General features: G+C 57.5%; 21 protein-coding genes. 18 read left to right on the forward strand and 3 right to left on the reverse strand.

Features of this window, described 5'->3' with window-relative positions:
• Positions 1-21: 21 nt before the first annotated feature.
• The 17 genes from iscU to QN399_RS05460 all read left to right on the forward strand — a co-directional run bounded on the left by iscU (position 22) and on the right by QN399_RS05460 (position 15,162).
• Entirely contained in the window at positions 22-408 is a 387-nt protein-coding gene (gene iscU, locus QN399_RS05380; protein ID WP_219061125.1) for a Fe-S cluster assembly scaffold IscU, read from the forward strand.
• 44 nt (positions 409-452) lie between these two features.
• A complete protein-coding gene (gene iscA, locus QN399_RS05385; RefSeq protein ID WP_322178130.1) occupies positions 453-776 on the forward strand; it encodes an iron-sulfur cluster assembly protein IscA in 324 nt (107 codons plus the stop codon).
• Between the two features lie 8 nt (positions 777-784).
• A complete protein-coding gene (gene hscB / locus QN399_RS05390; RefSeq protein WP_330200665.1) occupies positions 785-1,306 on the forward strand; it encodes a co-chaperone HscB in 522 nt (173 codons plus the stop codon).
• Positions 1,307-1,348: 42 nt separating this feature from the next.
• Positions 1,349-3,211 (forward strand): Fe-S protein assembly chaperone HscA, encoded by a 1,863-nt coding sequence (gene hscA, locus QN399_RS05395; RefSeq protein ID WP_330200666.1) that lies wholly within the window; start codon positions 1,349-1,351, stop codon positions 3,209-3,211.
• A 3-nt stretch (positions 3,212-3,214) separates the two neighbouring features.
• Positions 3,215-3,556 (forward strand): ISC system 2Fe-2S type ferredoxin, encoded by a 342-nt coding sequence (gene fdx, locus QN399_RS05400; protein WP_219061129.1) that lies wholly within the window; start codon positions 3,215-3,217, stop codon positions 3,554-3,556.
• A 14-nt stretch (positions 3,557-3,570) separates the two neighbouring features.
• The gene (gene iscX / locus QN399_RS05405; RefSeq protein ID WP_219061130.1) at positions 3,571-3,771 is read left to right on the forward strand and encodes a Fe-S cluster assembly protein IscX; all 201 of its coding nucleotides are present in this window, start codon (positions 3,571-3,573) and stop codon (positions 3,769-3,771) included.
• A gap of 88 nt (positions 3,772-3,859) precedes the next feature.
• The gene (ndk, locus tag QN399_RS05410; protein WP_219061131.1) at positions 3,860-4,291 is read left to right on the forward strand and encodes a nucleoside-diphosphate kinase; all 432 of its coding nucleotides are present in this window, start codon (positions 3,860-3,862) and stop codon (positions 4,289-4,291) included.
• A 23-nt stretch (positions 4,292-4,314) separates the two neighbouring features.
• Positions 4,315-5,463 carry a 23S rRNA (adenine(2503)-C(2))-methyltransferase RlmN gene (gene rlmN / locus QN399_RS05415; protein WP_322178133.1) on the forward strand — a complete coding sequence of 383 codons (1,149 nt, stop codon included), beginning with the start codon at positions 4,315-4,317 and terminating at the stop codon, positions 5,461-5,463.
• A gap of 14 nt (positions 5,464-5,477) precedes the next feature.
• Positions 5,478-6,236 (forward strand): type IV pilus biogenesis/stability protein PilW, encoded by a 759-nt coding sequence (gene pilW, locus QN399_RS05420; protein WP_322178134.1) that lies wholly within the window; start codon positions 5,478-5,480, stop codon positions 6,234-6,236.
• Positions 6,236-7,231 (forward strand): RodZ family helix-turn-helix domain-containing protein, encoded by a 996-nt coding sequence (locus tag QN399_RS05425; protein ID WP_322178135.1) that lies wholly within the window; start codon positions 6,236-6,238, stop codon positions 7,229-7,231. Before pilW ends, QN399_RS05425 begins: the two co-directional genes overlap by 1 nt.
• A gap of 3 nt (positions 7,232-7,234) precedes the next feature.
• Positions 7,235-8,344 carry a flavodoxin-dependent (E)-4-hydroxy-3-methylbut-2-enyl-diphosphate synthase gene (ispG, locus tag QN399_RS05430; protein ID WP_219061135.1) on the forward strand — a complete coding sequence of 370 codons (1,110 nt, stop codon included), beginning with the start codon at positions 7,235-7,237 and terminating at the stop codon, positions 8,342-8,344.
• Between the two features lie 32 nt (positions 8,345-8,376).
• Positions 8,377-9,666: a histidine--tRNA ligase gene (gene hisS, locus QN399_RS05435; RefSeq protein WP_219061136.1), complete on the forward strand. Its 1,290-nt coding sequence runs from the start codon at positions 8,377-8,379 to the stop codon at positions 9,664-9,666.
• Between the two features lie 39 nt (positions 9,667-9,705).
• Positions 9,706-10,347: a tetratricopeptide repeat protein gene (locus QN399_RS05440; RefSeq protein WP_322215218.1), complete on the forward strand. Its 642-nt coding sequence runs from the start codon at positions 9,706-9,708 to the stop codon at positions 10,345-10,347.
• A complete protein-coding gene (gene bamB / locus QN399_RS05445; RefSeq protein WP_322178137.1) occupies positions 10,340-11,491 on the forward strand; it encodes an outer membrane protein assembly factor BamB in 1,152 nt (383 codons plus the stop codon). Before QN399_RS05440 ends, bamB begins: the two co-directional genes overlap by 8 nt.
• A gap of 159 nt (positions 11,492-11,650) precedes the next feature.
• Entirely contained in the window at positions 11,651-13,114 is a 1,464-nt protein-coding gene (gene der / locus QN399_RS05450) for a ribosome biogenesis GTPase Der (protein WP_219061138.1), read from the forward strand.
• A gap of 120 nt (positions 13,115-13,234) precedes the next feature.
• Positions 13,235-14,383, forward strand: a complete 1,149-nt coding sequence (locus QN399_RS05455; protein WP_322178138.1) for a pyridoxal phosphate-dependent aminotransferase — start codon at positions 13,235-13,237, stop codon at positions 14,381-14,383.
• Positions 14,371-15,162 (forward strand): amidohydrolase, encoded by a 792-nt coding sequence (locus QN399_RS05460; protein WP_322178139.1) that lies wholly within the window; start codon positions 14,371-14,373, stop codon positions 15,160-15,162. Before QN399_RS05455 ends, QN399_RS05460 begins: the two co-directional genes overlap by 13 nt.
• 261 nt (positions 15,163-15,423) lie before the next feature.
• On the opposite strand, the gene leuA is transcribed toward QN399_RS05460, so the two are convergent.
• The 3 genes from leuA to xseA all read right to left on the reverse strand — a co-directional run bounded on the left by leuA (position 15,424) and on the right by xseA (position 19,628).
• A complete protein-coding gene (gene leuA / locus QN399_RS05465; protein WP_322178140.1) occupies positions 15,424-17,094 on the reverse strand; it encodes a 2-isopropylmalate synthase in 1,671 nt (556 codons plus the stop codon).
• A 304-nt stretch (positions 17,095-17,398) separates the two neighbouring features.
• Positions 17,399-18,241: a peptidoglycan DD-metalloendopeptidase family protein gene (locus QN399_RS05470; protein WP_330200667.1), complete on the reverse strand. Its 843-nt coding sequence runs from the start codon at positions 18,239-18,241 to the stop codon at positions 17,399-17,401.
• Positions 18,242-18,248: 7 nt separating this feature from the next.
• Entirely contained in the window at positions 18,249-19,628 is a 1,380-nt protein-coding gene (gene xseA / locus QN399_RS05475) for an exodeoxyribonuclease VII large subunit (RefSeq protein ID WP_322217719.1), read from the reverse strand.
• A gap of 114 nt (positions 19,629-19,742) precedes the next feature.
• Here xseA and QN399_RS05480 point away from each other — a divergent pair, with 114 nt between their 5' ends.
• Positions 19,743-20,522 (forward strand): sulfite exporter TauE/SafE family protein, encoded by a 780-nt coding sequence (locus tag QN399_RS05480; protein ID WP_322178142.1) that lies wholly within the window; start codon positions 19,743-19,745, stop codon positions 20,520-20,522.
• Positions 20,523-20,541 lie beyond the last annotated feature (19 nt).

The raw sequence follows: 20,541 nt of genomic DNA on the forward strand, positions 1-20,541 counted from the left end.
TGATGAGAGAGGATTAGCACCATGGCATACAGCGAAAAGGTCATTGACCACTACGAAAACCCGCGTAACGTCGGCAAAATGGACGCGGAAGATCCTGATGTTGGCACCGGTATGGTCGGCGCGCCGGCATGCGGCGACGTAATGCGCCTGCAAATCAAGGTCAACGAACACGGCATCATCGAAGACGCCAAGTTCAAGACCTACGGTTGCGGTTCGGCTATCGCCTCCAGCTCCCTGGCGACCGAGTGGATGAAAGGCAAGACTCTGGATGAAGCAGAGACCATCAAGAACACTCAACTGGCTGAAGAGCTGGCGTTGCCTCCAGTGAAGATCCACTGCTCGGTACTCGCAGAAGACGCTATCAAGGCGGCTGTTCGCGATTACAAGCAAAAGAAAGGCTTGCTCTGAACAGAGCCTTTTTTAACGAAGCTTGATTCAAGTAAGGAGTTTCGATGGCTATCAGCATGACAGAAGCTGCTGCTCAACACGTACGTCGCTCCCTCGAAGGTCGCGGCAAAGGTGACGGTGTTCGCCTAGGTGTTCGCACCACGGGCTGTTCCGGTCTGGCCTACGTGCTGGAGTTCGTCGATGAGGCGGGCAGCGAAGACACGGTGTTCGAGTTGCACGGCGTCAAAGTGATCATCGATCCGAAAAGCATGGTCTACCTCGACGGTACAGAGCTCGATTTCGTCAAGGAAGGGTTGAACGAAGGCTTCAAGTTCAACAACCCGAACGCGCGCGGTGAATGTGGCTGCGGCGAAAGCTTCAATATCTGAGGCTAATCGTGGGTATTCCTTGTCATTTCGCCTTATTCGAGCTCAAGCCAAGTTTCCGTTTGGATCTCGATCAGTTGGCGACGCGCTACCGTGAGTTGGCGCGTAGCGTACATCCAGACCGTTTTGCTGACGCTTCCGAGCGTGAGCAGCGGCTGGCGCTAGAACACTCTGCCAGTCTCAACGAGGCCTATCAGACGCTCAAGAACGCTCCGAAACGGGCGCGTTACTTGTTAACGCTGGGAGGCAACGAGTTGCCGTTGGAAGTCACCGTGCAAGACCCCGAGTTCCTCATGCAGCAGATGCAATGGCGTGAAGAGCTTGAGGATTTGCAGGAGGATGCCGACCTGGCGGGTGTTGCGGTATTCAAGCGCCGGCTCAAAGTCGCTCAGGATGAACTGAACGAAAGCTTCGCCGCCTGTTGGGATGATGCTGCACAACGTGAATTGGCCGAACGGCTGATGCGGCGTATGCAGTTCCTCGACAAGCTCACCTACGAAGTGCGCCAGCTTGAAGAGCGCCTCGACGATTAACCCCGTGCTGCCCTGGCCGCACGCCTGTGAATTTCGATAAGTATGGCCCTACTGCAGATCGCCGAACCCGGCCAAAGTCCCCAACCACATCAGCGCCGTCTGGCGGTTGGGATCGACTTGGGCACTACCAATTCGCTGGTCGCTGCATTGCGCAGTGGACTTTCCGAGCCGCTGGCCGATGGCGAAGGGCAGGTCATCTTGCCGTCCGTCGTTCGCTACCACGCTGATCGGGTCGAAGTAGGGCAGAGCGCCAAAAGCGCCGCCGCTATCGATCCGTTCAATACCGTGTTGTCCGTCAAACGACTGATGGGTCGTGGTCTGTCGGACGTCAAACAACTCGGTGAACAGCTGCCTTATCGGTTTGTGGGTGGCGAGTCGCACATGCCGTTCATCGACACCGTTCAGGGGCCTAAAAGCCCGGTGCAGGTGTCGGCTGAAATTCTCAAGGTCTTGCGTCAGCGGGCTGAAGAGACTTTGGGTGGCGAGTTGGTGGGGGCGGTTATTACCGTTCCGGCCTATTTCGACGACGCCCAGCGCCAGGCCACCAAGGATGCGGCTCGGTTGGCGGGGCTTAATGTTCTGCGTTTGCTCAATGAGCCTACCGCTGCGGCGGTGGCTTATGGTCTGGATCAACACGCTGAAGGCGTGGTTGCTATTTATGACCTGGGCGGCGGTACGTTCGATATTTCCATATTGCGTCTGACGGGCGGCGTTTTTGAGGTTTTGGCAACTGGTGGCGATACGGCACTGGGTGGTGATGACTTCGATCATGCGATCGCCAGTTGGATCGTGAGCGAAGCCGGTCTTTCTGCCGACCTCGATCCGTCTGCGCAGCGCAGCCTGCTGCAAACCGCTTGCGCGGCCAAAGAAGCGTTGACTGAAGTCGATTCGGTCGAAGTCGTGCATGGCGATTGGCATTCTGTGCTGACCCGGCAAGCTTTCGATGCGCTGCTTGAGCCCATGCTGGCGCGCAGCCTTAAAGCCTGCCGGCGCGCGGTCCGTGATGCCGGCATCGAGATTGAAGAAGTTGAAGCCGTGGTTATGGTCGGCGGTTCGACCCGTGTGCCGCGAGTGCGAGAGGCTGTCGCCGAACTGTTCGGTCGTCAACCACTGACCAAGATCGACCCGGATCAAGTGGTGGCCATTGGCGCTGCGATCCAGGCTGATACGCTGGCAGGCAACAAGCGTGACGGTGAAGAACTGTTGCTGCTTGATGTGATTCCGCTGTCTCTGGGTTTGGAAACCATGGGTGGTTTGATGGAGAAGGTGATTCCGCGAAACACCACCATTCCCGTCGCTCGCGCTCAGGATTTCACCACCTATAAAGACGGCCAGTCAGCCATGATGATTCATGTGCTGCAGGGCGAGCGGGAACTGATCAGCGATTGCCGCTCCCTGGCTCGGTTCGAGTTGCGAGGCATTCCACCGATGGTTGCTGGTGCCGCGAAAATTCGCGTCACGTTCCAGGTCGATGCGGATGGCTTGCTCAACGTTGCGGCCCGTGAACTGGGTTCGGGCATCGAGTCGAGTATCCAGGTCAAGCCATCCTATGGCCTGACCGACGGCGAAATTGCACGCATGCTCAAGGATTCGTTCCAGCATGCCAGTGATGACAAAGTCGCTCGTGTACTGCGCGAACAGCAAGTCGACGCCCAGCGTCTGCTTGAAGCGGTGCAGGGTGCGCTGGATGTGGACGGTGAGCGCTTGCTCGACGCTGAAGAGCGGATGGTGATCGAGTTGCAGATGAAAGAATTGAGTGAATTGATGCAGGGCACTGATGGTCCTGCCATCGAGCTGCAGACCAAGCGTCTGTCGCAGGTGACCGATGCATTTGCTGCCCGACGCCTGGATTCGACGGTGAAAGCCGCGCTGGCGGGACGCAACCTGAATGAAATTGAGGGATAACTGATGCCGCAGATCATTTTTCTGCCACATGCCGTGCTGTGCCCGGAAGGTCTGGTTGTCGAGGTCGCGCCCGGTACCTCCATTCTCGACGTGGCCCATGATAACCATATCGAGATCGAGAGCGCCTGTGGCGGCGTCTGCGCCTGCACCACGTGTCATTGCATCATTCGTGAGGGCTTTGACTCGCTGAATGAGGCTGACGAACTGGAGGAGGATTTGCTCGACAAGGCCTGGGGGCTGGAGGCGCAATCGCGCTTGTCCTGCCAGGCGATTGTCGGCAATGAAGACCTGACCATCGAAATACCTAAATACACGATCAACCATGCGGCTGAAGCGCCGCACTGATTCAAGGGGTTCTTATGAGTCTGAAATGGGTTGATGTGCAGGAAATCGCAATCCAGCTGGCTGAAAGCAAGCCGGATGTTGATCCAAGATCGCTTAACTTCGTCGATCTGCGTAAATGGGTGATGGAATTGCCCGAGTTCGACGATGCGCCGGATCGCAGTGGCGAAAAGGTTCTGGAGGCCATTCAGGCTCTCTGGATCGAAGAGCTCGACTGAGCCGCGCTGCAGGTTAGGCAATACCAAAGAACCCGCGTATAATTCGCGGGTTTAATTTTTCGAAAATTACCGTTTCTGGAGTTACACCATGGCTGTTCAACGTACTTTCTCCATCATCAAGCCTGACGCCGTTGCAAAAAACGTAATCGGCGAGATCGTCACTCGTTTTGAAAAAGCCGGCCTGCAAGTCGTTGCTTCGAAAATGAAGCAGCTGTCCAAGGCTGAAGCTGAAGGTTTCTACGCTGAGCACAGCGCTCGTGGTTTCTTCGGCGACCTGGTTGCGTTCATGATCTCTGGCCCGGTTGTGGTTCAGGTTCTGGAAGGCGAAAACGCCATCGCTAAAAACCGCGAACTGATGGGCGCTACCAACCCTAAAGAAGCAGCTGCCGGCACCATCCGTGCTGATTTCGCTGATTCCATCGACGCCAACGCTGTACACGGTTCCGATTCCGAAGCTGCTGCTGCACGTGAAATCGCTTACTTCTTCGCCGCTACCGAAGTAACCGCTCGTAAGGCCTAAGGCCATTGAGTGAGGGTGAAAACATGACAACATCGACTGGCAAAACAAACCTGTTGGGTCTGACTCAACCGGAAATGGAGAAGTTCTTCGACTCGATCGGGGAGAAGCGTTTCCGTGCCGGTCAGGTGATGAAGTGGATTCACCACCTTGGCGTCGATGATTTCGACGCCATGACGAATGTCAGCAAGGCCTTGCGCGAAAAGCTCAAGGTCTGCGCTGAAATTCGCGGTCCTGAAGTCGTCAGCGAGGACATCTCCACCGATGGCACCCGTAAATGGGTGGTGCGTGTGGCGTCCGGCAGCTGTGTCGAGACCGTTTACATCCCTCAAGGCAAACGCGGCACGTTGTGCGTTTCGTCCCAGGCGGGTTGTGCCCTGGATTGCAGTTTCTGCTCCACCGGCAAACAAGGTTTCAATAGCAACCTCACCGCCGCCGAAGTGATCGGTCAGGTGTGGATTGCCAACAAATCCTTTGGCAGCGTCCCGGCAACCGTCGACCGTGCCATCACCAACGTGGTGATGATGGGCATGGGTGAGCCGCTGCTGAACTTCGATAACGTAGTAGCCGCCATGCATCTGATGATGGATGACCTGGGCTATGGCATTTCCAAGCGCCGGGTGACGCTGTCCACCTCGGGCGTGGTACCGATGATCGACGAGCTGTCCAAGCACATCGACGTCTCACTGGCATTGTCGCTGCATGCACCCAACGATGCACTGCGCAACCAATTGGTACCGATCAACAAGAAGTACCCGCTCAAGGTCCTGCTCGAATCCTGCCAGCGTTATATGTCGACCCTGGGCGAAAAACGCGTACTGACCGTTGAGTACACGTTGCTCAAGGACATCAACGACAAGGTCGAGCACGCGGTCGAAATGGCTGAGCTGCTCAAGGACACGCCTTGCAAGATCAACCTGATCCCGTTCAACCCGTTTCCTCACTCGGGTTACGAGCGCCCAAGCAATAACGCGATCCGTCGTTTTCAGGATCAGTTGCATCAGGCCGGTTACAACGTCACTGTGCGCACCACGCGCGGCGAAGATATCGATGCAGCATGCGGTCAGTTGGTTGGCCAGGTTCTGGATCGCACTCGACGCAGTGAGCGTTATATTGCTGTGCGCGAGTTGAGTGCCGAGGCCGACCAGGCCCAAAGCGCTACGACTCGAACCTGACTGAGAGGACCTCTATGACCCTGCGCGCCGCGCTATTGCTGTGTTTCGTCAACGTGCTGGCTGGCTGCGTTTCGTCGGGCAGTGTCGATCCGATGAGCACCAGCAAGGGTCGTGACCAGGCGCGCGCCGCGTACGTGCAGCTGGGGCTTGGTTATCTGCAGCAGGGTTCCACCGAGCGCGCCAAGGTTCCTTTGAAAAAAGCCCTCGACCTGGACAGCTCCGATCCTGACGCGAATGCTGCGCTGGCATTGATCTTTCAGGCTGAAATGGAGCCGGAGCTGGCGGACAAGCAATACCTCAAGGCACTTTCGGCGCGTTCCAACGATGCGCGAATCCTGAATAATTACGGCAGTTTCCTGTACGAGCAAAAGCGTTACAAAGAAGCTTACGAGCGTTTTCAACAGGCCGCCGCTGATACCCTCTACCCGGAACGTTCACGGGTTTTCGAGAGTTTGGGGATGACCGCACTGAGGCTCAATCAGCGTGACGAAGCCACCGGCTACTTCACCAAAGCCCTGCGTCTGGATCGCCAACAGCCACGCGCATTGCTGGAAATGGCTGAGTTGTCGTTCGAAGACAGGCATTATGTGCCCTCGCGTGAGTATTACGACCGTTTTAGCCAACTGAGCGATCAAAATGCACGTAGTCTATTACTCGGTACGCGGTTGGCAAAAATCTACGATGATCGCGATAAAGCAGCCAGTTTTGGGCTGCAACTAAAAAGACTCTATCCCGGTAGCCCGGAATATCAGCAATACCTGTCGGAGCAATGATGAAAGCGGCGCATCCCGAAGTTGTAGCAGCCACTCGCGTGAACCCTGGCGAGACCTTGCGTCAGGGCCGAGAGAGCAAAAACTGGTCGCTGCCTGATGTGGCCTCGAGGCTGAACCTCACCGTCGCGTCCTTGGGCAACCTTGAAACTGGCGATTTTGAAAAGTTGCCTGGGCATACCTTCGCCCGGGGCTATATCCGTGCCTACGCGAAACTTCTTGGGCTCGATCAAAGTGCGTTGGTTCAGCAGTTCGATCAATACACCGGCACCGATGCCCATGGCAGTAATGTGCACAGCCTGGGTCGCATTGAAGAGCCGGTGCGGCTGTCGCACAATATTTTGCGCATTGTCAGCTTGCTGTTGCTCGTGGTTCTGGTCGGTGCCGGTTTCTTCTGGTGGCAGGATCAGACGTCGATGCGCGGCAAAGAGTCGACAGGGATCAGCCTTGAGCACGTCGAAGTCGAAAGTGCTGATGGCACGACCCAGATTCATCCTCTGGATGAACCTGAAGATCAAGCCGTGACCGAGTCTCAAGGGACGTCGTTACCTCTCGCCGCAGGTGAGCCTGCGGCTGAAACCGCAGCGACGACGCCTGCTGCTCCGTCCGCTCCGGCCGTTGGCACGCCTTCGGCCAACGTCCCGGTTACACCGCCTGCGGTGCCGGTGCGCACAACTCCGATGACACCAGTGGCGCCATCGACCGTTGCAGTAACGCCTGTTACGACACAAGCGGACCCTGCAGCTGTGGTAGCGGGTTCTGGTCACATCAAGCTGCAATACGTCTCCGATTGCTGGACGCAAGTGACCGATGCCAACGGCAAAGTGTTACTCAGCGGTGTGAAGCGCAAGGGCGAGAATCTGGATGTCACCGGCAAGCCGCCGCTCACGTTACGCCTGGGCTTTGCTCGCGGTGTTCAAGTGAGCTATAACGGCCAGCCTGTGGACATGGCACCTTTTACCAGTGGCGAAACCGCTCGCCTGAAGCTAGGGCAATAAGTCATGCACGGCGAATCACCGATCAAACGTCGCGAATCTCGTAAAATTTGGGTCGGCTCCGTCCCGGTGGGCGGTGATGCGCCCATCGCGGTGCAGAGCATGACCAACAGCGACACCAACGATGTCGCTGCCACGGTTGCGCAGATCAATCGTCTGGAAGCGGCTGGCGTCGATATCGTGCGGATTTCGGTTCCGGACATGGATGCTGCCGAGGCGTTTGGCCGGATCAAGCAATTGGTCAAGGTCCCCTTGGTTGCCGACATCCACTTCGACTACAAAATTGCATTGCGCGTCGCCGAGCTGGGCGTTGACTGCCTGCGGATCAACCCGGGCAACATCGGCCGCGAAGACCGTGTGCGCGCGGTGGTGAGTGCCGCCCGTGACCGTGGGATTTCGATCCGTATCGGGGTCAACGCGGGGTCGCTGGAAAAAGACCTGCAGAAAAAATATGGCGAGCCGACACCGGCTGCGCTGGTCGAGTCCGCGTTGCGGCATGTCGAGCATCTGGATCGTCTGGATTTCCAGGATTTCAAGGTGAGTGTCAAAGCCAGCGACGTGTTCATGGCGGTGGAAGCCTATCGCTTGCTCGCCAAGCAAATCATTCAGCCGTTGCACCTGGGCATTACCGAAGCCGGTGGCCTGCGTTCAGGCACGGTAAAATCAGCTGTTGGCCTCGGTATGCTGCTTGCCGAGGGGATTGGCGATACTATCCGCATCTCGTTGGCTGCTGACCCGGTCGAAGAGGTGAAAGTCGGTTACGACATTCTCAAATCGCTGCACCTTCGTTCCCGTGGCATTAACTTCATTGCCTGCCCGAGCTGTTCCCGGCAGAACTTCGATGTGGTCAAGACCATGAACGAACTGGAAGTGCGCCTTGAAGATTTGTTGGTACCGCTGGATGTCGCGGTGATCGGTTGTGTGGTCAACGGTCCTGGCGAAGCCAAGGAGGCGCATATCGGCCTCACTGGGGGAACGCCTAACCTGATTTACATCGACGGCAAGCCAGCGCAGAAGCTGACCAATGACAATCTGGTCGATGAGCTTGAACGCTTGATCCGTCAGAGAGCGGCCGAAAAGGTCGAAGCCGACGCAGCGCTCATCGCGCGCGGTTGATAGGCCAATACAGATTTCGCTAAGGATTTTTCGTGAGTAAGTCTCTGCAAGCCATTCGTGGCATGAACGACATCCTGCCCGACCAGACGCCCCTGTGGCGCTATTTCGAGGGCACGGTGTCGCGTCTGCTGGATAACTACGGTTATCGCCAGATTCGTATGCCAATCGTTGAGTTCACCGAGCTGTTCAAGCGCTCTATCGGTGAAGTGACCGACATCGTCGAAAAAGAGATGTACACCTTTGCCGATCGAAACGGTGACTCTCTGACCCTGCGCCCTGAAGGCACCGCAGCATGTGTGCGTGCAGTGCTTGAACACGGTATTACCGGTGGCGGCCAGGTTCAGAAGCTTTGGTACATCGGCCCTATGTTCCGCCACGAGCGGCCACAGAAAGGCCGTTATCGCCAGTTTCATCAAATCGGGGTGGAAGTCTTCAATCTTGATGGCCCGGACATTGACGCCGAGCTGATTGTTCTGACCTGGCGTCTATGGGGCCTGCTGGGCATTCGCGGCGCGGTCAAACTTGAGCTCAACAGCCTGGGCACCAGCGAAGCGCGCGGGCGTTATCGCGAGGCGCTGGTCGAGTTTCTGTCGGCACGCCTGAGCGAACTTGACGAAGACAGCCAGCGTCGTCTGAAAACCAACCCGCTTCGCGTTCTCGACACCAAGAGCCCTGAAACCCAGGCCGTTCTGGTGGACGCGCCGAAGCTGGCGGATTACCTCGACGACGAGTCGCGTATCCACTTCGACGGGCTCAAGGCACGTCTGGACGCAGCCGGTATTCCGTATGTGATCAATCCCAAGCTGGTGCGCGGGCTCGATTACTACAGCAAAACCGTTTTCGAATGGGTCACCGATCAGTTGGGCGCCCAAGGCACTGTGTGTGCCGGTGGTCGTTATGATGGCCTGGTCGAGCAAATGGGCGGCAAGCCTACGAGCGGCGTCGGTTTTGCCATGGGCATCGAGCGTCTGGTCCTGCTGCTGGAAACCCTGGAGCAGATCCCGGAAGAAATCTCGCGTCAGGTCGACGTCTATCTGTGTGCCTTCGGTGAAGCTGCCGAACTGGCTGCATTGACCCTGACCGAACGTTTGCGTGACCAGTTGCCGAACCTGCGTTTGCAGGTCAATGCCGGCGCTGGCAGTTTTAAAAGCCAGTTCAAAAAAGCCGACAAGAGCGGTGCACTGTACGCGCTGATCCTGGGCGACGATGAACTGGCCCAGCAAGTGGTAGGTTTCAAACCCCTGCGTGGCCAGGGCGAACAACAAAATATTGCCTGGGATGCTCTGTCTGAGCACCTGGCCGCCTGCGTTGTGCAGGGTTGAAGCTGATAAACAGCCGTTTTAGCGAATAGGAGTATTGGGGTGTCGCGTACCGAAGATGAAGAACTGGCCGTGATGAAGGACTGGTGGCAACGCAACGGCAAACCCCTGGTTACTGGCGGTTTGCTGGCGTTGATCGTGGTATTTGGCTGGCAAGCCTGGCACAGATATCAGGGCAACCAGTCGCAAGGCGCCTCGATGCTCTATCAGCAATTGCTGGAAACGGCCTTGACCCCGAGCGGTCAGCCTGACACGGCACGGGTCGCGGATATCGCGGGCAAGTTGAAAAGCGAATTCGGTGGCTCGGCTTACGCTCAATACGGCAGCCTGTTCGTGGCTAAAGTGGCGGTTGATACCGGCAAGCTCGATGATGCTGCCGCTGAACTCAACGCCATTACCGCCAAGCCGTTCAACGACACGCTGGGTGAAATTGCGCGTCAGCGTCTGGCTCGGGTGTTGGCTGCTCAGAACAAGACTGACGAAGCACTGAAACTGCTCGACGGTGATGCCGACAAAGCATTCCTGGCCAGCCGTGAAGAACTCAAGGGCGACCTGCTGGTACAGCTGGGCCGTGCCGACGAGGCGCATGCGGCCTATCAAAAAGCCAAATCTGCGCTGTCTGAAGAAGCGGCAGTGGGTGGCTTACAAATGAAACTCGACGACTTGGCGAAAGGGGATGCGTGACGTGATGCGTTGGAAACATGCAGCATTGCTGGCCCTGGCCATATTGGCCGCGGGTTGCAGTAGCAACAGCAAAAAGGAATTACCACCGGCCGAGCTGACCGACTTCAAAGAAGAAGTGGTTCTGCAAAAGCAATGGAGTCGCTCCATCGGTGATGGCCAGGGCAAGAACTACAGCATGTTGGTTCCAGCTGTCGAAGGTGAGAATATCTTCGCTGCGGACGTCACCGGTATTGTGATGTCTCTGGATCGCACGACGGGCGACGTGATCTGGAAGAAGGACCTTGAACTGCCTGTTTCCGGTGCCGTTGGCGTAGGCTCCGGTCTGGTGATGGTCGGTACGCTCAAAGGCGCAGTCATCGTTCTTGACGCTGCCACCGGCGAAGAAAAGTGGCGCGCTCGCGTGACCAGTGAAGTGCTGGCACCGCCTGCGACCAACGGTGACGTGGTCGTGGTTCAGACGCAGGATGACCGTGTGTTCGGCTTCGATGCTGCCACCGGCAACCAGCGCTGGATCTACGAAAGCACCCCTGCGGTCCTGACATTGCGCGGTACTGGCGCGCCGATCGTGACCAGCCACCTTGCCTTGGCCGGTCTGTCGACGGGTAAAGTCATTGCATTGAATACCTCGAACGGCGTGCCGATCTGGGAGCAACGCGTTGCTATTCCACAAGGTCGCTCGGAACTGGATCGTGTTGTCGATATCGACGGTGGTCTGCTGTTGTCTGGCAGTACGTTGTATGTCGCCACCTATCAGGGTCGTGTCGCCGGTCTGGATGTAGAGAGCGGTCGTGTGCTTTGGCAGCGTGATGCGTCAAGCTATGCCGGTGTCGCCCAAGGTTTTGGCAGCGTCTACGTGAGTCTGGCCAGTGGCACTGTCGAAGGCGTCGATGAGCGCTCCTCGACAGCGCTTTGGAGCAACGATGCATTGGCTCGTCGCCAGCTGGGTGCGCCGGAAGTGTTTTCCAGCTACGTAGCGGTCGGCGATATGGAAGGCTATCTGCACCTGCTGAGCCAGGTCGATGGCCGTTTCGTTGGTCGTGAGAAAATTGACGGCGATGGCCTGCGTGCCCGTCCGTTGGTTGTTGGCGACACGATTTATGTGTTTGGCAACAGCGGCAAGCTGGAAGCCCTGAAGATCAAGTAATGGTTGTCTACGCGTGAGGCCGCTCTCTATGTTTGAAACATAGGGCCTCTTGCAGCCTTGCCCCGGCAAGGCCTGCGGCACTTCTGGTGCCGCTCCGAACTCCGGCCGCTGCCATGCAGCGGCTTTTGTATTTTCTGAAATAACGAAGTGGAGAGCCGCATGGTTCCCGTAATCGCCCTGGTGGGTCGACCGAACGTCGGCAAGTCCACCTTATTCAACCGCCTGACCAGGACTCGCGACGCTATTGTCGGCGATTTGTCCGGTCTGACCCGTGATCGCCAGTACGGTGAGGCAAAGTGGCAAGGGCGTTCCTACATTCTGATCGACACCGGCGGTATCTCTGGTGATGAACACGGCATGGACGAAAAGATGGCCGAGCAGTCGCTGCTGGCCATCGAAGAAGCCGATGTTGTGTTGTTCCTGGTAGATGCCCGTGCCGGTTTCACGGCTGCTGACCAAATGATCGGCGAGCACTTGCGCAAGCGTGGCAAGCGTTCCTACGTGGTAGCCAACAAGGTCGACAACATCGATCCTGAAATGGCCCGCGCTGAATTCAGCCCGTTGGGTATGGGTGATGCGATCCCGGTTGCTGGTGCTCACGGTCGTGGCATCACTCAGATGCTGGAAATCGCCCTCAGCGAATTCCCGAAAGACCCTGAAGAAGAGATTGAGGCCGAAGATGTCGCCGAAGGCCAGGAAGCCAAGCGCATTCCAGGTCCTAGTGAAAAAGACGGGATCAAGATCGCGATCATCGGCCGTCCGAACGTTGGCAAATCGACGTTGGTCAACCGCATGCTCGGTGAAGACCGGGTTATCGTCTATGACGAGCCTGGCACCACCCGTGACAGCATCTACATTCCCTTCGAGCGTAACGACGAGAAGTACACGCTGATCGACACCGCGGGTGTGCGCAAGCGCGGCAAGGTCCACGAGGAAGTCGAAAAGTTCTCGGTGGTGAAAACCCTGCAGGCGATCAAAGACGCCAACGTGGTGATCTTCGTGATGGACGCCCGCGAAGGCGTGGTCGATCACGACCTCAACCTGCTGGGCTTTGTCCTGGAATCCGGTCGTGCGCTGGTTATCGCATTGAACAAGTGGGATGGCATGGATCCGAGCGAGCGCGAGTTCGTTAAGATTGAGCTGCAACGTCGCTTGTTCTTCGTCGACTTCGCCGATATCCACTTCATCTCGGCCTTGCATGGCACGGGTGTGGGTAACCTCTACCAATCGGTTCAGAACTCGTTCAAGTCCGCAGTCACCCGCTGGCCGACTAACCGCCTGACTCAGATTCTTGAAGACGCGGTCAGTGAACATGCACCGCCGATGGTTGGCAGCCGCCGCATCAAGCTTCGCTATGCTCACTTGGGCGGTGCTAACCCGCCGTTGATCGTGATTCACGGCAACCAAGTCGAGAAAGTACCCAAGTCCTATGTCCGTTATCTGGAAAACACCTACCGCCGCGTGTTGAAGCTGGTCGGTACGCCAATCCGGATCGAGTTCAAAGGCGGGGAGAACCCATACGAAGGCAACAAGAACACGCTGACAGACCGTCAGGTCAACAAGAAGCGTCGAATGATGTCTCACCACAAGAAAGCTGACAAAAAACGCAAAGATAAGCGTTGATCCGGTAACGGATATTCTTGAAAAGGGCGCCAATGGCGCCTTTTTTTATGCGCGTGGTATGGGCTATCCTGTTTGTTTCCCGTGCCGCCGTAGAGCCGGGTGTAAGCAAGGGAATGGCCCATGATCATCAGTAAGCTGCCGAATGTCGGCACGACCATTTTTACCGTGATGTCCCAGCTTGCCGCGCAGACCGGTGCAATTAACCTGTCCCAAGGTTTTCCGGATTTCGACGGCCCGCAAGCGCTTCGAGATGCTGTGAGCCGGCACATCGCTGATGGCCACAACCAATACGCGCCGATGACCGGCTTGCCTGCCCTGCGCCAGCAAGTGGCGGCCAAAATTGCCCGTAGCTATGGCCGTCAGGTGGATGCCGACACTGAAGTCACCATCACCCCCGGCGCGACCCAGGCCATTTTTTGCGCGATCCAGACGGTGATTCAGCCCGGCGACGAAGTGATCGTGTTCGACCCGTGCTACGACAGCTATGAACCTTCGGTCGAGCTGGCTGGCGGTCGCTGCGTGCATGTGCAGCTCGGTTTGGACGATTTCGCCATTGATTGGCAGAAGCTCGGTGAAGCCCTGACCCCGCGCACGCGGATGATCATCCTCAACAGCCCGCACAACCCGAGCGGCGCGTTGATCACCCGCGATGAGCTCGATCGGTTGGCGGCGTTGATCGCCAATCGCGATATTTATCTGGTCAGCGATGAAGTGTACGAGCACCTGGTGTTTGACGGCGTGCCGCACGCCAGCGTGCTGGCCCATGAAGAACTGTACCAGCGGGCGTTCGTGGTCAGTTCGTTCGGCAAGACCTATCACGTTACCGGTTGGAAAACCGGTTATGTGGTCGCGCCTCCGGCCTTGACTGCCGAGTTGCGCAAGATCCACCAGTACGTGAGCTTCTGTGGCGTAACGCCGCTGCAATACGCCTTGGCTGACTTCATGGCCGAGCACCCTGAGCATGTCGAGGAGCTGCCCGCGTTCTATCAGGCCAAGCGCGATCTGTTCTGCGACCAGCTTGAACCCTCACGCTTTAACTTCAGCCGCGTAGCGGGCACCTATTTTCAGCTGGTGGATTACTCGAACATTCGTCCGGATTTGAATGACGTCGATATGTCACTGTGGATGACCCGCGAGCATGGTGTGGCTTCTATTCCTATCTCGGTCTTCTACCAAAGCCCACCATCAGGGCAACGCCTGATTCGTTTGTGCTTTGCCAAACGCGAGGAGACGTTGCGTCAGGCAGCGGAAAAACTATGCGCGATTTAAGCGAACTGCCCAATCTCAATATAGCGTTGGTCCAGACCACTCTGGTGTGGCACGACCGCGAGGCCAACCATGAGCATTTCGAGCTGTTGCTGGATCAGGCTCGGGGCGCGGACCTGATTATCCTGCCAGAGATGTTCACCACCGGCTTCTCGATGCAGTCCGAAACCCTGTCCGAGCCGGAAAATGGCCCCACCGCCAAGTGGATGCTGGCCCAGGCCAAGCGACTGGATGCGGTCGTGACGGGCAGCCTGATCGTTCAGGCTGCTGACGGCAGCCATCGCAATCGCCTGCTATGGGCGCGCCCAGACGGTGAGCTGTTGCATTACGACAAGCGCCATCTGTTTCGCATGGCGGGCGAGCACAACCACTTCACTCCGGGTGAGCGTCAGGTTCAGTTTGAATTGAAAGGCTGGCGGATTCGGCCACTGATTTGCTACGACCTGCGTTTCCCGGTCTGGAGCCGTGATGCGCAAGACACTGATCTGCTGCTGTATGTCGCCAACTGGCCCGGCGCACGACGTCTGCACTGGAATCGCCTGCTACCGGCCCGCGCCATCGAAAACCTCTGCTACGTCGCCGCAGTCAATCGAGTCGGCACCGACGGTAAGGGCTTTACTTACACGGGTGATAGCCACGTTTTCGACTTTCAGGGTGAAAGCCTGTTTAGCGCCGGTGAGGCCGATGGGGTGTTTCAGGTCTGCCTGAGCGCTGCCGACCTGGCCGCCTACCGCAAACGCTTTCCGGCGAATCTGGATGCGGACACTTTCGAGCTGCATTGAATAATAATGTTTTTATTTGATGCGGTTTCCAGCCAAACGCTGATCTCCGCAGGAGCTGACTTGTCTGTGAAAGTCGCAACGCGGTGTGTCTGACAGGCCTCGTTGAATGGTCTTCGCAGACAGTTGCTCTTACAGTTTGAACTGCGCGATAGCGCGGCGTTGCAGGCGGGGCGACATCTCTCACAGGAAATGCGGGAAGCAGACACAAAAACGGCCCCGAAGCGTTCGCTTCGGGGCCGTTTTTTGTTTCAGGCGTTCAGATCAAGCCGCTTTGGCTTGGGCCTGGCTCAATGAGCGATTCAGTGCACTGAACAGTGCGCGGAAGCTGGCAGTGGTGATGTTCTCATCAATGCCAACACCGTGGACCGCACGATCACCGTTCACTCGCAGTTCGATGTAAGCCGCTGCCTTGGCCGTGGTCCCGGCGCCAATGGCGTGTTCGCTGTAGTCCATGATTTCCACGGAGTCCGGCAGGCTGGCGACCAGTGCTTCCAGAGCGCCTTTGCCCTTGCCACGCCAGTGCTGGGTCTCGCCATCGCAATGGACTTCGGCATCCACTGAGCTGTTGCCGTTTTCTTCCTGCAGCTTATGGCTGAGCAGGGCGTACGGCACGTTGGCTTGCAGGTATTCGCGGTGCAGCAAGCTGTAAATCTGCTGCGCGCTCATTTCCAGGCCCAGACGATCGGTTTCACCCTGAACTACCTGGCTGAACTCGATCTGCATCCGGCGTGGCAGGCAGATGCCATATTCCTGTTCCAGCAGGTAAGCGATGCCGCCTTTGCCGGATTGGCTGTTGACCCGAATCACCGCCTCGTAACTGCGACCGATATCGGCCGGGTCGATTGGCAGGTAAGGCACTTCCCACAACGCATCAGGCTTTTGCTGGCTGAAACCTTTGCGGATGGCGTCCTGGTGCGAGCCGGAGAACGCGGTGTGCACCAGATCGCCCACATACGGATGGCGTGGGTGAACCGGAATCTGGTTGCACTCCTCAACGACTTTGCGCACGCCGTCGATGTCAGAGAAGTCCAACTGAGGGTTGATGCCCTGGGTATAGAGGTTGAGTGCCACGGTGACCAGATCGACGTTACCGGTGCGCTCGCCGTTACCGAACAGGCAACCTTCAACGCGATCGGCGCCAGCCATCAAGCCCAGCTCAGTGGCCGCAACCCCGGTACCACGGTCGTTGTGGGTATGCAGGCTGATCAGCACGCTGTCACGGCGATTGATATTGCGGCCAAACCACTCGATCTGGTCGGCGTATATGTTTGGCGTAGCCACTTCAACGGTTGCTGGCAGGTTGAGGATGACTTTGTGCTCAGGTGTCGGGTTCCAGACCTCGATGACCGCGTCGCACACTTCCTTGGCGAACTCGAGTTCGGTCGCGCTGAAAGTCTCCGGCGAATATTCGAACGTCCACTGGGTTTCAGGCTGCTGGGCTGCGAACTTGACGAACAGCTTGGCTGCGCTGACCGCGATCTCTTTCACGCCGGCTTTGTCTTGGTTGAAGACGATGCGGCGGAACGAAGGCGAGGTCGCGTTATACAGGTGAACAATGGCTTTCTTTGCCCCGCGCAGGGATTCGAACGTGCGCGCGATCAAGTCTTCACGACCCTGGGTCAGCACCTGAATGGTGGTGTCATCCGGGATGTGGTTGCCTTCAATCAGAGTACGGACGAAGTCAAAGTCGGTTTGCGAGGCGGCCGGGAACGACGCTTCGATTTCTTTGACGCCGACGCTGACCAGGGTCTTCCAGAAACGCAGTTTCTTGACCGCATCCATCGGCTCGATCAGCGATTGGTTGCCGTCGCGAAGGTCAGAGCTGCACCAGATCGGCGCTGTTGTAATGGTCTTTGAAGGCCAGGTACGGTCAGGCAGGTCAATGGTTGGAAACGCGCGGTACTTGGTCGAGGGATCGTTGAGCATTGCCATGGGAGAAATCCTTATTGTGCTGGCCGGATAGAGGCGGCCTACCGTTGAAACGAAAGAAAGGGGCGAGGCACCGCGATCTAGCTTGGCAGTCGTGCACTGACCAGGCAAAGGCAGCGATGTTGGCGCAATAGAATGAGGGTGTGTGAGGTTTTCATGCCGTCAACCGTAACCATTGGGGTGAAAGTTGGCAAGCACTCGATAAAAATTGATATAAATCATCTGATTTAGCGTTTTTACGGGTTTTTATGGCTGAATCTTAAGTAAAAGACCGCGCAAATTGCGCGGTCTTCCACAGGGGCGCAACTCAGGGTTGAAATGCACCAATAAAAATCGCTGGATCAACCCGTGCATCGTTCAGGCTGACGTTCCAATGCATATGCGGCCCGGTGGCGCGGCCGGTTGAGCCGACTCTGCCTACCACGCCACCACGGCTTACTGCCTGACCAACCTTCACGTCGATTTTCGACATGTGGCAGAACATGCTGATGAAACCCTGGCCGTGGTCGACGAACACGGTATTGCCGTTAAAGAAGTAATTGCCGATCAGGATCACCTTGCCAGCGGCTGGCGATTTGATCGGGGTGCCCGCCGGTACAGCGAAATCCAGACCCGCGTGGGGATTGCGTTCCTCGCCATTAAAGAAACGGCGAACGCCGAACTTGCTCGAAAGGGGTCCACTCACCGGCTTTTCCAGCAGCAAGTTGCTCGGCGTCCCCGGCGTGAAGCTGCGGTAAGCGCGAATCTGCTCGGCCAGTTCGCCATCGATACGTTTCAGGTCGGCGGGGTTGGGATTGACCTGGCGCTGGTTTTTCAGGGTGATGCGTTGTTCTGGGTATTGCTTGTTGCCGACGGTGAAGTTCAGGGTGCGTGTGCTATTCGCGGTTTTGGCGGTGATCTGTTGGCTGCCGGGCTTGATCGTCAACGGCACACCCACAATCGCCAGCCAGCGCGCATCCTGTTCTTTGACCACCAACACCGACCTGCCTTGATAACTGGCTTGCGGCGCCTGAGCGCTGGTACCCAGATCGACGACCGCAACACCGCCCGGTACCGGCTTGTTCAGCAGGCGGGCGATGTAACTGTCGTTGCTGGCATGGGCGGGCAGGGCAAGACACAGTGCAAATAGTGGCGCAATAAAACGCAGCATCAATAGATCAATCCAGAAGAGAGAGGGTGACAGGCGCCAGATGGTTGTCTTCGACGCGCACCTGCAATTCACCTTCGCCAAGCCGGGCTTTCAAACGCTGGCCGTTATGGGTTTGTTCCGCGCTACGAATCGCATGACCACGTTCATCGAGCAGGATGCTGTAGCCACGGCTCAGCGTTGCCAGCGGGCTGACCACGTGCAGCGTCTGCATGTGGCTTTGCAGCTGCAGACGTCGGGTCTTGAGGATCTCGCGAATCGCTCGAGGCAAGCGTTGGGACAAGCTGTCCAGCCGTTGTTTCAACAGCGCAAGGGTACGACCTGGATGCTGGGCGGCGAGGCGGGCCTGCAGATGGGCCAGACGCGCAGCGCGTTTTTGCGTGTGCTGTTCGAAGGCGCGACGCAGGCGCATGTCCAGATCGTCCAGGCGTTGTGCTTGCTGGCGCAGGCGCTCGCCAGGATGACGCAAGCGTCGGGAAATGCCTTCCAGGCGCAGGCGCTCGCGCATCAAGCGATCCTGGATGCGGGTGACTAACCGCCGCTTCAGGTTATCGACCCGTCGATGCAGGTCACTGGCGTCCGGTGCGAGCAGCTCTGCCGCAGCCGATGGCGTCGGTGCCCGCACGTCGGCCACGAAATCGCTGATCGAGACGTCGGTCTCATGCCCGACCGCGCTGACAATCGGCGTCACACAGGCATCGATTGCCCGGGCCACCGCTTCTTCGTTGAAGCACCACAAGTCTTCCAGCGAGCCGCCGCCACGGGCCAGGATCAAGGCATCAAAACCTCGAGAGTCGGCCAGTTTCAAGGCGCGGACAATTTGCGCGATAGCATCACGACCTTGTACTGCGGTAGGGATCAACGTTAGTTGCACCTGCGGTGCACGACGGCGGAACACGCTGATGATGTCGCGAATCACTGCGCCGGTAGGCGAGCTGATGATGCCGATGCGACGCGGATGCAAAGGCAACGGCACTTTGCGTTCGGCGCTGAACAGGCCTTCGACGCTGAGTTTGTCTTTCAGTGCATCGAAGGCCAGACGCAGGGCACCTTCACCTGCGGGTTCGACGGTGTCGAGGATCAGCTGATAGTCGCCACGGCCTTCGAACAGCGAAACTTTGCCGCGCACTTTCACCGCCAGACCGTCTTTCAACACCTGACGAACCCGTGCGGCGCTTTGCCGGAACAGTGCGCAACGCACTTGGGCGCCACTGTCCTTGAGGGTGAAATACACATGGCCGGACGCCGGGCGGGACAGATTGGAGATTTCGCCTTCAACCCAGATATTACTGAACACATCCTCCAGCAGCACGCGTGCGCGGCCGTTGAGCTGGCTGACGGTGAGGACTTCCCGGTCGAGGCCGAGTCTTGCGAAGGGGTCTTTGATCATGGCGAGCATGATAAAGGCATGCCTTTATATAGGATAGGTAGTGGTGGTTTTATCTAGTCGAGCATACCGCTCGCTGGTTACAGTCGGCACGGATAACTTCATGGATGAATCTCGATGACCTTTGCCGATTTAACCGGGTTGTTCAATCAATTGGCGTTCACGCCCCTCGACTGGGTGCTGATCGAGCTGGGCGTGATAGGCGCGTACATCGTATTTGGTATCGCCGGGTTTGGTACGGCGTTGGTTGCTGGACCGGTGCTGATCAATTTCATGGCGTTGTCGCGGATCATTCCGTTGTTGGTATTGCTGGATTTCATCGCTGCGTTCGGCAATCTGCTGCCTTCGCGCCGATCGGTGGTCAAGGCTGAGCTCCTGCGCCTGCTGCCCTGCATGGCGGTGGGCTGCACCTTGGGCGTGGTGTTTCTGCTCAACCTTAAATCCGATGTCTTGCTGTTGCTGATGGGATTGTTCATTACCGCTTACGCGCTTTATAGCCTGGGGGTAAAAGTTCGTCCGACACAGCTCGCGGCGGGCTGGGCAATACCGATGGGCACCATTGGCGGCCTGTTCGGTGCGCTATTTGGCAGTGGTGGCTTTCTTTACGCGATTTACCTTAACAGCCGTTTGCCTTCCAAGGTGCAGGCGCGGGCGACCCAGGCCGCGTTGATCAGTTGCAGCACCATCGTCCGGTTGAGCCTGTTTATGCTGGCGGGGGTGTACGCCGAAATGCCGTTGCTGATGCTGGCCGCGTGTTTGTTTCCGGCGATGGTCGTGGGTTCGTGGATTGGCCGCTCACTGATCATGAAATTGTCGCGTGAGGCCTTTGTGCGTCTGGTCACGTGGCTGGTGCTGGCCAGTGGTATTGCATTGATCGGTCGCTACCTCTCCACATGAGCCAGCACTTGACCTGAAA

The sequence above is a fragment of the Pseudomonas sp. 10C3 genome (assembly GCF_036346185.1).
Lineage (GTDB): Bacteria > Pseudomonadota > Gammaproteobacteria > Pseudomonadales > Pseudomonadaceae > Aquipseudomonas.

Coding starts and splice junctions, on each gene's coding strand:
- iscU (WP_219061125.1), top strand. CDS start 22: ATGGCATACAGCGAAAAGGTCATTGACCACTACGAAAACCCGCGTAAC.
- iscA (WP_322178130.1), top strand. CDS start 453: ATGGCTATCAGCATGACAGAAGCTGCTGCTCAACACGTACGTCGCTCC.
- hscA (WP_330200666.1), top strand. CDS start 1,349: ATGGCCCTACTGCAGATCGCCGAACCCGGCCAAAGTCCCCAACCACAT.
- fdx (WP_219061129.1), top strand. CDS start 3,215: ATGCCGCAGATCATTTTTCTGCCACATGCCGTGCTGTGCCCGGAAGGT.
- iscX (WP_219061130.1), top strand. CDS start 3,571: ATGAGTCTGAAATGGGTTGATGTGCAGGAAATCGCAATCCAGCTGGCT.
- ndk (WP_219061131.1), top strand. CDS start 3,860: ATGGCTGTTCAACGTACTTTCTCCATCATCAAGCCTGACGCCGTTGCA.
- rlmN (WP_322178133.1), top strand. CDS start 4,315: ATGACAACATCGACTGGCAAAACAAACCTGTTGGGTCTGACTCAACCG.
- pilW (WP_322178134.1), top strand. CDS start 5,478: ATGACCCTGCGCGCCGCGCTATTGCTGTGTTTCGTCAACGTGCTGGCT.
- QN399_RS05425 (WP_322178135.1), top strand. CDS start 6,236: ATGAAAGCGGCGCATCCCGAAGTTGTAGCAGCCACTCGCGTGAACCCT.
- ispG (WP_219061135.1), top strand. CDS start 7,235: ATGCACGGCGAATCACCGATCAAACGTCGCGAATCTCGTAAAATTTGG.
- bamB (WP_322178137.1), top strand. CDS start 10,340: ATGCGTGACGTGATGCGTTGGAAACATGCAGCATTGCTGGCCCTGGCC.
- der (WP_219061138.1), top strand. CDS start 11,651: ATGGTTCCCGTAATCGCCCTGGTGGGTCGACCGAACGTCGGCAAGTCC.
- QN399_RS05455 (WP_322178138.1), top strand. CDS start 13,235: ATGATCATCAGTAAGCTGCCGAATGTCGGCACGACCATTTTTACCGTG.
- QN399_RS05460 (WP_322178139.1), top strand. CDS start 14,371: ATGCGCGATTTAAGCGAACTGCCCAATCTCAATATAGCGTTGGTCCAG.
- leuA (WP_322178140.1), bottom strand. CDS start 17,094: ATGGCAATGCTCAACGATCCCTCGACCAAGTACCGCGCGTTTCCAACC.
- QN399_RS05470 (WP_330200667.1), bottom strand. CDS start 18,241: ATGCTGCGTTTTATTGCGCCACTATTTGCACTGTGTCTTGCCCTGCCC.
- xseA (WP_322217719.1), bottom strand. CDS start 19,628: ATGATCAAAGACCCCTTCGCAAGACTCGGCCTCGACCGGGAAGTCCTC.
- QN399_RS05480 (WP_322178142.1), top strand. CDS start 19,743: ATGACCTTTGCCGATTTAACCGGGTTGTTCAATCAATTGGCGTTCACG.